We start from the raw sequence: 14053 nt of genomic DNA, 5'->3' as shown, positions 1-14053 counted from the left end.
AGAAAAAACAAACTTTCAGACCCATTATCTCACTTTATCTATCCTATAATTAGTTATCTAATATTGACCTTACTCTTCATCATTATCTTCACTTATCGTATCACTAGTTTCATTTTCCACATCTTGATTATCTGACTCAGATACTGGTTCTTCAACTTCTTCCAGTTCTTCTTCATCTTCTTTATCAATTATCGCTACTGTTGCAACCTTTTCTTCTTCTTGTAGTCGAATAAGTCTAACCCCTTGGGTATTTCTACCAGTAACAGATATGCCTTCGACAGGCATTCTAATTAATACACCCAATGCAGTGATAATCATAATGTCTTCTTCACCAGTTACAGCCTTTACAGTGACAATTTTACCAGTCTTTTCTGTTAAATTACTTGTAAAGACTCCTTTACCACCACGGTTGGTAATACGGTAATCAGCAGCTGGCGTTTGCTTTCCATAGCCATTCTCGGTAACATTTAATACATTTAGCCCATCTTCGATAATTTCCATCGAAACTACGATATCGTCTCCTCTTAGAGAGATTCCTTTAACACCAGCAGCAGTACGACCCATAGAACGCATTTGTTCTTCTGGGAATCGTATTAAATAACCATTCTGTGTTCCAATCATAATATGTTTATTACCATCAGTTAGACGAACGGCAATTAATTCATCTTCATCACGAAGATTTAATGCGATTAGTCCGCCTTTTCTAATATTAGCAAATTGAGATAAGGCTGTACGTTTAGATATCCCTTGTCTAGTCGTGAAGAATAAATACCAATCATCTACAAACTCATTAACAGTGATGACTGCATTAATCCATTCCCCTTGCTCTATTCCAAGAAGGTTGATAATTGGAATTCCTTTTGCTGTTCGACTATATTCAGGAACCTCATAGCCTTTTGCTCGATAAACCTTCCCTTTATTTGAGAAGAATAAAACGGTATCATGGGTTGATGTTGAAACGAGATGTTCTACGAAATCATCCTCATTTGTACCCATACCTTGAACACCACGTCCACCTCTTCTTTGAGTCCGGTAAGTCGAAGAAGGAAGGCGCTTTACATATCCTTTATGTGTTAACGTGATGACAATATTTTCTACCGGAATCAGATCTTCATCTTCAATAAAGTCTGTACCACCGATAATAATTTCTGTACGTCTTTTGTCATTAAAACGTTCTTTTATTTCTGTTAATTCCTCACGGATAATTTCTAATACTTTCTCTTCATTAGCTAAAATTGCTTTTAATTCAGTAATCAATTCCATTAATTCCTTATACTCTTGTTCAATTTTCTCACGCTCTAATCCAGTCAAACGCTGTAAACGCATATCGAGAATTGCTTGAGCTTGCTTTTCTGATAATTCAAACCGAGTGATTAAACCTTCTCTAGCAATATCAGCTGTATTAGATTGTCTAATAAGGGTGATTACTTCGTCTAGATGGTCTAATGCGATCCGCAAACCTTCTAAAATATGAGCCCGTGCTTCTGCTTTTCTCAACTCAAAAGCTGTTCTTCTTTTAATAACCACCACTTGATGATCCAAGTAGTGTTTTAGACATTCTTTTAAATTTAATACTTTTGGATGACCATCAACTAATGCAAGCATGTTAATACCAAAAGTAGTTTGCAATGATGTTTGTTTATATAAATTATTTAATACAACATTAGGATTAACATCTCGACGCAATTCTACGACTACTCTCATACCAGTACGATCTGATTCATCTCGTAAATCAGTTATACCTTCAATTCGTTTATCCCGAACCAAATCAGCAATTTTTTCAACTAATCTAGCTTTATTCACTTGATAAGGAAGCTCTGAAACAATGATAGTAGATTTTCCATTTGCTTGTTCTTCAATACGTACTTTTGCCCGTATTGTCACTGAACCTTTCCCTGTTTCAAAGGCCTTTCTTATGCCGCTTCGACCTAATATTTGTCCCGCAGTAGGAAAATCTGGTCCAAATATATGTTTTTCCATTAACTCTTCAATTGTTATATCTGGATTTTCACTTACAGCTAGAACTGCATCAATTGTTTCACCTAATTGATGTGGAGGTACGTTAGTGGCCATTCCAACAGCTATTCCAGATGCACCATTAACAAGTAAATTTGGAAAACGTGAAGGAAGAACCATTGGTTCTCTTTCCGATCCATCATAGTTATCCTGATAATCAATCGTATCTTTATTAATATCACGTAACAATTCCATTGATATTTTTGACATACGAGCTTCTGTGTAACGCATAGCAGCAGCTGAATCTCCATCAACTGAACCAAAGTTACCATGACCATCGACAAGCATATATCGATAACTGAAGTCTTGTGCCATTCTAACCATAGCCTCATATACTGAAGAATCACCATGTGGATGATATTTACCTAGTACATCTCCGACTATACGTGCAGACTTTTTGTATGCCTTATCTGCTTGTATCCCTAAATCGTTCATTGCATAAAGTATTCTACGATGAACTGGCTTCAATCCATCTCTAACATCAGGCAAAGCACGTGATACAATAACACTCATTGCGTAGTCTAAAAAAGATGTACGCATTTCCTGACTAATATTAATTTCTTCTACCTGTGGACGTTGTTGATCCACCATGAGATTACCTCCCTATCAAAATGAGGAAAAGAGACTGACCTATATCAGGTCACAGTCTCTGCACTTATTTAATCTATATTTATAATTTCCCAATTAGTAAATGGCTTTAATTACAAATTAAACATCAAGATTTTTAACATATTGAGCATTTTCTTCAATAAAGTTTCTTCTTGGTTCAACTTTATCACCCATTAGCATATCAAAAACCTGATCAGATTCCATTGCATCTTCTAAGTTTACTTGTAACAATGTTCTACTCTCAGGATCCATCGTTGTTTCCCATAATTGAGTAGCGTTCATTTCTCCAAGACCCTTGTAACGCTGTAAACCAGGTTTTGGTGTCTTTGAAAGTTCTCCAAGAATTCTTTCCATTTCTTTTTCATTGTACGCGTAATGAACTGCCTTTCCCTGTTGTACTTTATAAAGTGGAGGCTGGGCAATATAAATATATCCATAGTCTATCAATGGACGCATAAACCGATATAAAAAGGTTAATAATAACGTTCGGATATGGGCACCATCAACATCTGCATCAGTCATAATGACAATTTTATGATATCTTGCTTTACTTATATCAAAATCCTCACCAATTCCAGTACCAAGTGCTGTTATCATCATTCTAATTTCATTATTTGATAATATTTTGTCTAGTCTTGCTTTTTCCACATTAAGGATTTTTCCTCGTAGTGGTAAGATTGCTTGGAAATGACGATCACGGCCTTGCTTGGCTGAACCACCTGCAGAGTCACCCTCTACTATATATAATTCACTAATAGCTGGATTTCTTGATGAACAATCTGCCAGTTTACCAGGAAGGTTAGAAATTTCTAGTGCACCTTTACGTCTAGTTAGCTCACGTGCTTTTTTAGCTGCAATTCTAGCTCTAGAAGCCATTAAACCTTTTTCAACAATTACTTTTGCTGTATTAGGATTTTCAAATAAAAAGTTAGAAAACATCTCGCTAAATGCTGAATCAGTAATGGCTCTAGTTTCACTATTACCTAGTTTCGTTTTTGTTTGGCCCTCGAACTGGGGATCAGGGTGTTTAACTGAAATAATTGCAGTTAATCCCTCACGTACATCATCACCAGTTAAATTTGGGTCAGCTTCCTTGAATAAATTATTTTTTCTGGCATAGTCATTAATTACACGTGTTAAACCTGTCTTAAATCCAGATTCATGTGTACCACCTTCATAGGTGTGAATATTATTTGCAAACGAGTATATATTACTAGCAAATCCATCATTATATTGAATAGCAACTTCGACAGTAATTTTATTTTCTTCTTTTTCAGCAAAGAAAGGCTCATGAAGGACTTCTCGAGTTCTATTTAAGTGTTCAACGTAAGACCCGATACCACCCTCATAATAAAATTCGATAGGTTCTGAATCGTTACGTTTATCCTCAATTGAAATAGTTAGCCCTCTGTTTAAAAACGCGAGCTCACGCAATCGGTATGAAAGTGTATCGAAGTTATATGCTGTTGTTTCTGCATCAAAGATTTCAGTGTCAGGTTTAAAGTGAGTACGAGTCCCTGTAATTTCTGTTTCTCCGATTATTTCTAACTTCCCTTGGGGAGCACCACGTTCAAATCTTTGATAATGGATTTTTCCATCTCGGTGTATATACACACTTAATTCGCTTGAAAGAGCATTTACAACTGAAGCACCTACACCATGAAGACCACCTGAGACTTTATAACCGCCACCGCCAAATTTCCCTCCAGCATGAAGTACGGTCATTATAACCTCAACCACAGGTCTACCTGTTTTTTCATGTGTCCCAACTGGGATACCTCTTCCATTGTCCACAACTGTAATACTGTCATCTTTTTCAATAATTACTTTAATCCGATCACAGTAGCCTGCTAATGCCTCATCAATACTATTGTCTACAATTTCCCAAACAAGATGGTGCAATCCTTTTTCATTTGTAGAACCAATATACATTCCAGGTCTTTTTCGAACTGCTTCAAGTCCTTCTAAAACCTGTATCTGACTTTCATCATACACTTGTTCGTTCATACTATTATCTTCCATTGCCAATTGATTCACCTACACTTCTATAAGAGGTTTTCTATTATTTATAAATTTAAAAAAATCTATTTATGATGTGTTAGAAAATTAAAATGTATCTGAGTAATTTTCTAACTTACTTATTGTTGAAATCATACTTGCTCGTTTTTTAAGTGTTAAAACAGAAAGAGGGCTATAGTAAATAAATTCCTTTGTTATCACAATCGATTTCGCCACTTCCTCTTGAGGATCTAGTACCTTTTTATTTTTTCTTTGATTGAACATCATTTGTTCATTTATCGTTGAAGAACTAATTAAATGATGGTCAATAATAGCAACAACATCTTCCGATCGAATAACATTGTCGTCTCCAATATGAATAAACAATATTTCCCCTCATTTCTAACTTAAAATTATACCATTCTCAATTCGAAATATTTCTGCTTTATTTAATGTTTCATGTTTTATCCCGTCAACACTGGTAGTAGAGACAAATGTCTGCACTTTTCCTTGTATCGTATGTAATAAATGAGATTGTCTATAGTCATCTAATTCACTGAGTACATCATCGAGTAACAAAATTGGATATTCACCAACTTCACTATGAATTAACTCAATTTCAGCTAATTTTAAAGATAATGCAGTTGTTCGTTGTTGTCCTTGCGATCCATATGTTTGTACGTCTTTCCCATTTACGTAAAATAAGAGATCATCTCGATGTGGACCAATTAAGGTACTACCACGCTCAACCTCCCTATCTTCTAGTTCAGAAAATTTCAGATTGTATATATTTACTATTTTTTCCCTATTATCTTCTTCTGATACATCTATAGAGGCATTATACATAATTTCTAAATGTTCAAGTCCTCTACTAATCCCTTGATGAATTGGATTTGCCCACTTTCTTAGCAAGTTTAAAAATTTAAAACGTCTCTCTATTATTGCTGCAGCATGTTCGATAAGCTGCTCTGTTAAGACATGTAGCATTGTTCGATCTGCTGACCTATTGCGTTGAAGACTTTTAAGAAGGTGATTACGTTGTTTTAAAATCCTTATGTATTGACCTAGATGGTATATATATATTGGTTGGATTTGCCCAATTTCCATATCTATAAAACGTCTTCTAACTTGAGGACTTCCCTTTACAAGATTTAAATCTTCAGGTGCAAACATAACGACGTTTAATGCCCCAATGTAATCACTAAGACGTCTTTGTTCTATATGATTCAATTTTGCTTTTTTCCCTTTTGGAGAAAATATTATTTCTAAGGGAAAGTTTCGCTTTCTTTTATTTACGCTACCTTCTATTTTAGCATATTCTTGCTCCCATTGGATAAGTTCTTTATCTTTTGGTGTTCGATATGATTTTGAAAACGCTAACACATAAATAGCTTCCATCAAATTTGTTTTGCCTTGAGCATTTTCTCCGATAATTACGTTAATTTTGTCATCAAACTTAACTTGCATTTGATCGTAGTTTCGAAAATTTTTAAGGGTTAATTGGTGAATATGCATCATATTTCCCTTTCTCCATACTGCGTAAAAAAAATTGGTTATAGCACTAGTACTCTTAGAATTGTACTAGTGAAAATATTGTAAGCTGTAAAGAGAACAGGCTACTATGCTATGCTATAACCTTTTATTATTAATCATGTTTAACTATGAACGAGCCAACTTCCTCTATCTCAACTTTATCTCCGGGATATAGTTTTTTACCTCTGCGGTTTTCTGCATCTCCATTTACAAATACTTTATATTCAGATAAAAAAATCTTGACCATTCCACCAGTATCTATTACATTTGCAAGTTTTAAGAACTGGCCTAGTTGAATATATTCGGTTTGGATTGTTATTTCTTCACTCATCTTATCACCTTATTTTTTTGACCTTAATATATTTTACTAAACATTAATCAATAAGAAAAGGAAACCAACCATATTCTTATTCAAAGATGTTTTTGTAAGTACAGAAAAAACTCTTATTGAAAATATTTTAAATCAATAAGAGTTTTTTATAACAAAAAAATTTAATAAGTTCTTACAGGGAGAATTAACTGAAGAATTTGGTCATTATCAATTGGCCTAATAATGAATGGCCTCATTGCACCAGTAAATTCAATTTTCACTTGTTCGTTATCGATGGCTTTTAGGGCATCCATCATATATTTTGCACTGAAAGAAATTTTTAAATCTTCACCTTCGATGGACTTTGCACTTAATTCTTCAACTACATTTCCTACTTCTGGTGAGTTACTACTAATTTCTATTTGGTCTTTCTCCTTTGTTTGTAATCTTACAACATTGTTACGGCTCTCTTTTGCAAGTAGTGATGCACGATCAATTGATTGCAATAATTCCTTAGTCGTACCATAAACAATTGTTTTACTCTGTTCTGGAATCAATCTAGATGTTTCGGGATAATTACCATCTAATAATCTTGATAGAAAATTTATATGTTTTGTTCTAAATAATATTTGATTTTCAGTAACACTTATTTCAACAGAATCCTGTTTATCTTCTAAGATTTTATTTAATTCATTAAGGCTTTTCCCAGGAATCACAACACTTGAAAAATTTAAGTGTTGTGTTTGTTTTTCTAAGGGAATTCGTCTTGAAGCAAGGCGGTGACTATCAGTTGCTATAAAGTTCAAGTGATTATCTTCAAGCTTCATGTTTACACCAGTTAAAATTGGTCGAGTTTCAACAGTTGATACAGCAAATACGGTTTGTTTGATTAGATTTTTTAATAAATCTGTTGGTAATTCAAAACTATCTTCCGTATGTAACTCAGGCAATTGAGGATACTCATCGGCATCCTGTCCATTGAGGTGAAACTCAGATCCACCTGATCGAATAGTGACCTTTAATTGATCATCAGCCTCAATTTCCACTGTTTTTTGAGGAAGTTTTCTTACGATATCTGGAAAGTATTTAGCTTGTAGAACAATACTTCCTGGTTCAATTTGCTCCACATAAACAATGCCATCCTCTTCCTTAGGAATAAATGATTCAATTGAAATATCTGAATCACTACCGGTTAATTTAATTCCATCATGTCTAGCTTCAATTTTTAATCCAGTTAATATTGGAATGGTTGTTCGTGAAGAAATAGCCTTCATAACATTTTGAACACTATCCATCAATTGGTCTCGTTGTATAACAAATTTCATAAATTTTTATTCCTCCTAGTGGAAGTTATATTATATATCTTTTAATAATAAAATATAGTAGTAATAGTAATAGGGCCTGTGGATATGTTGATAACTCAAAAATGACTTAGAAAGTAGTGATTAACAGGGTGTGGATAGAATGTTGATAATCTGTAATAGTTATCCCCGTTATTCACAGGTGGATAACTATTCTATTTTATTCCTCTAGCAGATTTTTTTAGTTAATAGGGTATAAGATTCTATTCTTTAACCTGGTTACATTCATTATTTTCTAATTTATAAAGATTTTAACTGTTCTTTTATTTCTTCTATATCTCTATGGAGTAATTGATCAGTACTAATAAGCTTAGATATTTTCTCGTGTGCATGTATGACAGTTGTATGGTCTCTACCACCAAATTCCTCACCTATTTTAGGCAAAGAAAAATCAGTCAGTTCTCTCGATAGGTACATAGCAATTTGTCGAGGAAAGGCGATAGACTTAGTTCTTTTCTTGGCTACGAATTCTTCAAGTTTTATATTATATCTTTCTCCTATTACTTCTTGAATAGCATGAATTGTTATTACCTTTGGTCTCGAGCTCGGGATGATGTCTTTTAATGCTTCAGCTGCTAGAGAGGCATCAACATCTCTATTTATTAATGATGAATAAGCCACAACACGAATAAGCGCACCTTCCAGTTCTCTAATGTTTGTGTCAATTTGATTTGCAATGTATAACATTACTTCGTTTGGAATATCTAAACCCTCTGCTTTTGCTTTTTTTCTAAGAATCGCAATTCTAGTTTCTAAATCTGGTGGAGTAATATCAGTAATAAGTCCCCATTCAAATCTTGAACGTAAACGGTCTTCTAAGGTTGGTATTTCTTTTGGTGGACGATCACTGGAAATAACTATCTGTTTACTTTCCTCATGTAAAGTATTAAAAGTATGAAAGAATTCTTCTTGAGTTTGTTCTTTTCCAGCTAGAAATTGAATATCATCAATTAATAGAACATCAACACTTCGATATTTATTTCTAAAATTTACCGCTTTGTTATCTCGAATAGAATTAATAAATTCGTTGGTGAATTTTTCAGATGAAAGATAGACCACTTTAGCCGATGGATTATGATCTAAAACATAATGGCCAATTGCGTGCATTAAATGGGTTTTTCCTAAACCTACTCCACCATAAATGAACAATGGATTATAAGCTTTAGCAGGTGCTTCAGCAACAGCAAGTGAAGCTGCATGTGCAAAGCGATTGCCTGATCCTATTACAAAAGTATCAAATGTGTACTTTTCATTTAACATAGACTTTGGTGATTCTCCATTACCATTATCTTTTATATTTGAAACTTTTTTTACAGCGGGCTTAAATTCATCAATATGATTTTCTGTTTCAGGAATTATGAATTTAGTTTTTAGTTTAGCACCAGTTACCTCAAATAGGGCATCAGAAATGAGATCAGTATACCGACTTTCTAACCAATCCCTAGCGAATTCATTTGGTGCAGATATAACTAAAGTATCTTCTTCAAGACTATCTGCGGTAGTGTTTTTCAACCACGTGTCAAAGCTTGGTTTACTTATTTTATCTTCTATGGAATGTAACGTACTTGACCATAATTCTTGGATGTTTTCCAAACTGTAGTCCCCCTTTCTATAAGTGAGCATGGGAAATAAAAAACCTCTCGCAATCCTAATAAGTAGTGAAAGATAGAAAGGTATCATTAATAATATGACTGTGGATAATATAACCGGGTAATTTGGGAAGGAAACGATTTTCTTACCTTTTCCACATAGTTGTTGATAACATTACAAACAAGTCTGTTAATAAATGTCCACACGTTGTCCACAGTTTGTGGATAACTTTTTTAGTGTGTAATATTTTTCATTGTTAAAACACAAATATGATACCAAAAATAAGCAGTAAAAGCAATGGGCTTTCGACACTTATCCACAAAAAACACAGGCTGTAGACAAAAACTATCCCCAATACTTAATTTTGTGAGTAATTTGTCGATAAGTGCTGTGGAGAATTTTGTGTGGATAAAAATCAGTAAACAAGCTGTGTGGATAAGTAGGAAAAGGTGAAATGGTAAATTTTTTTTAGGAAAAACAATTTTAATATAAGCTAAAAGATGGTATAAATAGAGTTGGAGTTTGGATCAGTCATTTGGATATACAGTGAGAAAGATCCTTCTTTATATAGTATAATTTTAATATCACATTTTCTCACTAAAGGTTGACAGAATATCCTTGTTTTACGTATAATGTGTTGGACTGTCTTTTGAACAATGAATTTTTTAAATTCCTCGGGAGGTGTATTATAGATGAAACGCACATTTCAACCAAATAATCGTAAACGTAAAAAAGTTCACGGCTTTCGTACACGTATGAGTACGAAAAACGGACGTAGGGTTTTAGCACGTCGCCGTCAAAAAGGAAGAAAAGTATTATCTGCATAGGCCACTGACAATTTTTCAGTGGTCTTTTTTCTAGCACTTTTCCTTTTAAAAAGAATTAGATGCTTTAGTTTTTTTTCTATTATGTAAATACTCTAATAGTTACATGTATTTAAATTATTCGTTTCGTTCAACTAAGTATTCAGGCATAACTTTTTATTACAAGGTACTGCACTGTAAATGCAAAAAAGTATTTTTTTAAGGGGAAGTGTCTGTACCTAATTTCTAAATATCTGTCTATGCAAGGCTTGGCTGTGCCAAGTTTTATAAATACATCCTATTATCATATATGGATGTATTCTCAGGATGGAGGGTATCATCCCATGAAAAAAGACTATCGTCTTAAAAAAAATGAAGAGTTCCAGTTGGTGTTTAATAAAGGACAATCTTTTGCTAATCGTCAACTGGTTCTCTATTTTATTAAAAAAAGTCAGCAACATCACTTCCGTTTTGGTCTTTCTGTTAGTAAAAAAGTAGGAAATGCTGTAGTTCGAAATCAAATTAAACGCTATATTAGACAAGCTTTTTCTGAATTAGAAGGTCAGATAGCAAATAATTATGATTTTGTAGTTATTGCAAGAAAGCCAACGAAAGACATGGATTATCATCAAATGAAAAAAAGTTTAATTCATGTATTATATAAATCCAAGTTAATTACAAAAAACTTAAAAGTTTCACAATGATCCTATAGAGGTTGTTTCTAATCCACAAGTTTAGTGTTAGAATACTTATATATTTTCTACATATTTGGCTGTATCAGTAAGGAGGAAGTGAAATTGCGAAAAAAGGTCTTTCTATTATTGGCCTTGGTTGGGATGCTAGTTGTTCTTTCTGGGTGTATGGAAGTTGATCAAGATATAACAAGAGAAAGTACAGGCATATGGAATGTCTATTTTGTTTATCCATTGTCCTGGTTAATAATTTATTTTGCCGAGGCAACAAATGAAAACTATGGCTTGTCAATTGTTGTTGTAACCATTCTGATTCGCTTAGTTTTGTTACCATTAAATATTAAACAATTAAAAAGTTCTAAGGCTATGCAGGAAATTCAACCCGAGTTGAAGAAAGTAAGAGACAAATACAGTTCAAAAGATTCCAAAACTCAACAAAAGTTACAGCAGGAAACAATGGAGTTATTTCAGAAAAACGGAGTAAATCCACTAGCTGGTTGTTTGCCATTAATTGTGCAAATGCCTATTCTAATTGCATTCTATCATGCGATTATGAGAACAGCAGAAATTAAGGAACATGAATTCCTATGGTTCCAGTTGGGACAACCCGATTACATTTTACCAATCGTTGCAGCTGTTGCAACTTTCGCACAGCAAAAGCTAATGATGGCAGGTAATGCCAGCATGCAACAGGGTGGACAAATGGCCGCGCAAATGACGATGATGCTTTATATGATGCCAATTATGATTGGTGTAGTTGCTTTCTTTTTCCCATCTGCACTAGCATTGTACTGGGTAGTAGGTAACATTTTTATGGTTGGACAAACTTTGTTGATTAACAAACCACTTAGAAAAAAAATGGATGCTGAAACGGGAGGAAACAAAAAGTGAGACAAGTAACTGCTTCTGGACAAACAGTAGAAGAAGCGGTCCAATCAGCATTAAAGCAGTTAAACACCTCAGAGGACCAAGTGAAAATTGACATTATAGATGAAGGCAAAAAAGGGTTTTTGGGACTTTTTGGTTCTAAAGCTGTTGTTAAAGTATCTTTAGCTGAAAATCAATTACAACGTGCAACAAAGTATTTAACAAATATAACAGACCAACTTGGGGTAGCTGCTCAAATCGATGTCAAAGTTAATGATAACGAAATGATATTTGAACTATCTGGAGAAAAAATAGCTATTTTGATTGGTAAACGCGGACAAACTTTAAATGCATTGCAATATTTATTACATCTTGTTGTAAACCGAAAATCAGATAAATATTATACGGTTATCGTTGATGCAGAGGGTTACCGAGCACGTAGACAAGGAACCTTAGAAAATTTGGCTAATCGTTTAGCAGATAAGGCTATAAGTACAAAAAGAGAGGTTTCTTTAGAACCAATGCCTTCTTTTGAAAGAAAAATAATTCATACAACACTTCAAGACCACAATGAGATCTCAACCTATTCTCATGGGGTTGAACCGAACCGGCATGTTGTAATTAAACCTTAAATATTAGTAGGTCTCTTAACTAAGAGGCTTATTTTTTTTTGTAAAATGTGAAGATGTGGATAATAATTGTGATGTTCTTATGTTTTATGCACATGTGGATAAGATAGATATAAAGGAAAGAGATAATCACATGTGGATATGTTTTAAATTATAACTAGATGTGATATGTTAATATGTTAGTAACTATTGTAAAAAAACATTTGTGGATAAATATAAATAGGGTTAGTATGTAGGAATGTTATATAGGAGTGAAAAAAATGGATATAGATACAATTACTGCAATATCGACACCAATTGGAGAAGGAGCAATTGCAATTGTTCGATTGAGTGGTCAAGAGGCAGTGCCCATTTCTAATCGTTTGTTTCAGGGTGTTGATTTAACAAAAGTTAATTCACATACAATTCATTACGGAAAAATCATTGATCCAATTACTAACGAAGTGGCTGAAGAGGTTATGGTTAATGTTATGAGAGGGCCCAGAACGTTTACTCGTGAGGATGTAGTTGAAATAAACTGTCACGGTGGAATTGCTTCGGTTAATCGTCTCTTGGAGTTGGTTTTGGCAGAGGGTGCCAGGTTAGCTGAACCAGGTGAATTTACTAAACGTGCTTTTTTAAATGGGAGAATAGATTTATCACAGGCTGAAGCTGTAATGGATTTAATTCGTGCAAAAACGGATAAAGCAATGAATGTTGCATTGAAACAAATGGATGGACGATTATCCAAATTAATTCAAAAGTTAAGGCAAGAATTGTTAGAAACGGTTGCGCATGTGGAAGTTAATATAGATTATCCTGAATATGACGATGTAGAAGAGATGACCCATGACATGTTGATTAAAAAGACTAATGAGGTATATCATGAAATAGAAAAACTGCTTCAAATGGCTAAACAAGGTAAAATACTTAGAGAAGGCTTATCAACCGCTATTATCGGGAGACCTAACGTTGGAAAATCTTCATTATTGAATGCTTTGGTCCATGAAAATAAGGCAATTGTCACAGATATTCCAGGTACTACTAGAGATGTAATCGAAGAATATGTTAATATTCGTGGTATTCCTTTACGTTTAGTTGATACTGCTGGTATTCGTGAAACAGAAGATATTGTGGAGCGAATTGGTGTTGAAAAGTCTAGACAGGTTTTGAAAGAAGCGGATTTGATTTTACTAGTATTAAATTTTGGAGATGAATTGACAGAGGAAGATGTTAATCTTTTCAAGGTTGTCGAGGGTCTAGATATTATAGTAATTGTTAACAAGACTGATTTAGAACAAAAGATTGATATAGACAGGATAAAAAAGTTTGCTAATGGGCGTCCTGTAATTACTACTGCACTTATAGAAGAAATCGGTATTGATGAGCTTGAACAAGCTATAGCAAACACGTTTTTTGCTGGAGAATTAGATGCGGGTGATCTCACATATGTTTCTAATGTTCGTCACATTCAATTACTGAAGCAAGCTTTACAATCATTGACAGATGCAATGAGCGGGATTGAAGATGGTATGCCAATTGATCTTGTTCAAATTGATATTACAAGAACATGGGAACTTCTTGGGGAAATTATCGGAGATACAGTGCAAGAAAGCTTAATTGACCAGTTGTTTTCGCAATTTTGTTTAGGTAAATAAAAAAAAAT

12 protein-coding genes are annotated in these 14053 nt (G+C 33.9%); 5 read left to right on the top strand and 7 right to left on the bottom strand.

All coding sequences use genetic code 11. From position 1 onward, the window contains the following. Nucleotides 1-69: 69 nt before the first annotated feature. The 7 genes from gyrA to dnaA form a co-directional block, all read right to left on the bottom strand. Nucleotides 70-2607 carry a DNA gyrase subunit A gene (gyrA, locus tag GH741_RS17355; protein ID WP_153738011.1) on the bottom strand — a complete coding sequence of 846 codons (2538 nt, stop codon included), beginning with the start codon at nucleotides 2605-2607 and terminating at the stop codon, nucleotides 70-72. A gap of 117 nt (nucleotides 2608-2724) precedes the next feature. Beyond that, nucleotides 2725-4647 (bottom strand): DNA topoisomerase (ATP-hydrolyzing) subunit B, encoded by a 1923-nt coding sequence (gyrB, locus tag GH741_RS17350; protein WP_153738010.1) that lies wholly within the window; start codon nucleotides 4645-4647, stop codon nucleotides 2725-2727. A gap of 84 nt (nucleotides 4648-4731) precedes the next feature. After that, nucleotides 4732-5010: an extracellular matrix regulator RemB gene (remB, locus tag GH741_RS17345; protein ID WP_153738009.1), complete on the bottom strand. Its 279-nt coding sequence runs from the start codon at nucleotides 5008-5010 to the stop codon at nucleotides 4732-4734. Nucleotides 5011-5025: 15 nt separating this feature from the next. Further along, nucleotides 5026-6138, bottom strand: a complete 1113-nt coding sequence (recF, locus tag GH741_RS17340) for a DNA replication/repair protein RecF (protein ID WP_153738042.1) — start codon at nucleotides 6136-6138, stop codon at nucleotides 5026-5028. Between the two features lie 130 nt (nucleotides 6139-6268). Next, nucleotides 6269-6487 carry a S4 domain-containing protein YaaA gene (gene yaaA / locus GH741_RS17335; RefSeq protein WP_153738008.1) on the bottom strand — a complete coding sequence of 73 codons (219 nt, stop codon included), beginning with the start codon at nucleotides 6485-6487 and terminating at the stop codon, nucleotides 6269-6271. 161 nt (nucleotides 6488-6648) lie between these two features. Then, on the bottom strand, nucleotides 6649-7791 hold the full coding sequence (gene dnaN / locus GH741_RS17330) for a DNA polymerase III subunit beta (protein WP_153738007.1): 1143 nt from the start codon (nucleotides 7789-7791) through the stop codon (nucleotides 6649-6651). A 276-nt stretch (nucleotides 7792-8067) separates the two neighbouring features. After that, a complete protein-coding gene (gene dnaA, locus GH741_RS17325) occupies nucleotides 8068-9420 on the bottom strand; it encodes a chromosomal replication initiator protein DnaA (RefSeq protein WP_153738006.1) in 1353 nt (450 codons plus the stop codon). Between the two features lie 689 nt (nucleotides 9421-10109). Here dnaA and rpmH point away from each other — a divergent pair. The 5 genes from rpmH (at nucleotide 10110) to mnmE (ending at nucleotide 14045) form a co-directional block, all read left to right on the top strand. Then, nucleotides 10110-10244: a 50S ribosomal protein L34 gene (gene rpmH / locus GH741_RS17320; RefSeq protein ID WP_153738005.1), complete on the top strand. Its 135-nt coding sequence runs from the start codon at nucleotides 10110-10112 to the stop codon at nucleotides 10242-10244. 320 nt (nucleotides 10245-10564) lie between these two features. After that, nucleotides 10565-10924 carry a ribonuclease P protein component gene (gene rnpA / locus GH741_RS17315; protein ID WP_153738041.1) on the top strand — a complete coding sequence of 120 codons (360 nt, stop codon included), beginning with the start codon at nucleotides 10565-10567 and terminating at the stop codon, nucleotides 10922-10924. A gap of 93 nt (nucleotides 10925-11017) precedes the next feature. Further along, complete coding sequence (gene spoIIIJ / locus GH741_RS17310; RefSeq protein ID WP_153738004.1) at nucleotides 11018-11803, top strand: YidC family membrane integrase SpoIIIJ; 786 nt, start codon at nucleotides 11018-11020, stop codon at nucleotides 11801-11803. Next, nucleotides 11800-12411: an RNA-binding cell elongation regulator Jag/EloR gene (gene jag, locus GH741_RS17305; protein ID WP_338079544.1), complete on the top strand. Its 612-nt coding sequence runs from the start codon at nucleotides 11800-11802 to the stop codon at nucleotides 12409-12411. The genes spoIIIJ and jag overlap by 4 nt, the downstream gene beginning before the upstream one ends. 257 nt (nucleotides 12412-12668) lie before the next feature. Then, entirely contained in the window at nucleotides 12669-14045 is a 1377-nt protein-coding gene (gene mnmE, locus GH741_RS17300; RefSeq protein ID WP_153738003.1) for a tRNA uridine-5-carboxymethylaminomethyl(34) synthesis GTPase MnmE, read from the top strand. The last annotated feature ends 8 nt before the right edge of the window (nucleotides 14046-14053 follow it).

The organism is Aquibacillus halophilus (assembly GCF_009649745.1).
Classification (GTDB): Bacteria; Bacillota; Bacilli; order Bacillales; family Amphibacillaceae; genus Aquibacillus; species Aquibacillus halophilus.
This window is presented reverse-complemented; position numbering and strand designations above follow the sequence as displayed.

Bases quoted from the DNA above. Each gene is read 5' to 3' on its own strand.
- gyrB (WP_153738010.1), bottom strand. From the start codon at position 4,647: ATGGAAGATAATAGTATGAACGAACAAGTGTATGATGAAAGTCAGATA.
- dnaN (WP_153738007.1), bottom strand. From the start codon at position 7,791: ATGAAATTTGTTATACAACGAGACCAATTGATGGATAGTGTTCAAAAT.
- rpmH (WP_153738005.1), top strand. From the start codon at position 10,110: ATGAAACGCACATTTCAACCAAATAATCGTAAACGTAAAAAAGTTCAC.
- rnpA (WP_153738041.1), top strand. From the start codon at position 10,565: ATGAAAAAAGACTATCGTCTTAAAAAAAATGAAGAGTTCCAGTTGGTG.
- gyrA (WP_153738011.1), bottom strand. From the start codon at position 2,607: ATGGTGGATCAACAACGTCCACAGGTAGAAGAAATTAATATTAGTCAG.
- recF (WP_153738042.1), bottom strand. From the start codon at position 6,138: ATGCATATTCACCAATTAACCCTTAAAAATTTTCGAAACTACGATCAA.
- mnmE (WP_153738003.1), top strand. From the start codon at position 12,669: ATGGATATAGATACAATTACTGCAATATCGACACCAATTGGAGAAGGA.
- yaaA (WP_153738008.1), bottom strand. From the start codon at position 6,487: ATGAGTGAAGAAATAACAATCCAAACCGAATATATTCAACTAGGCCAG.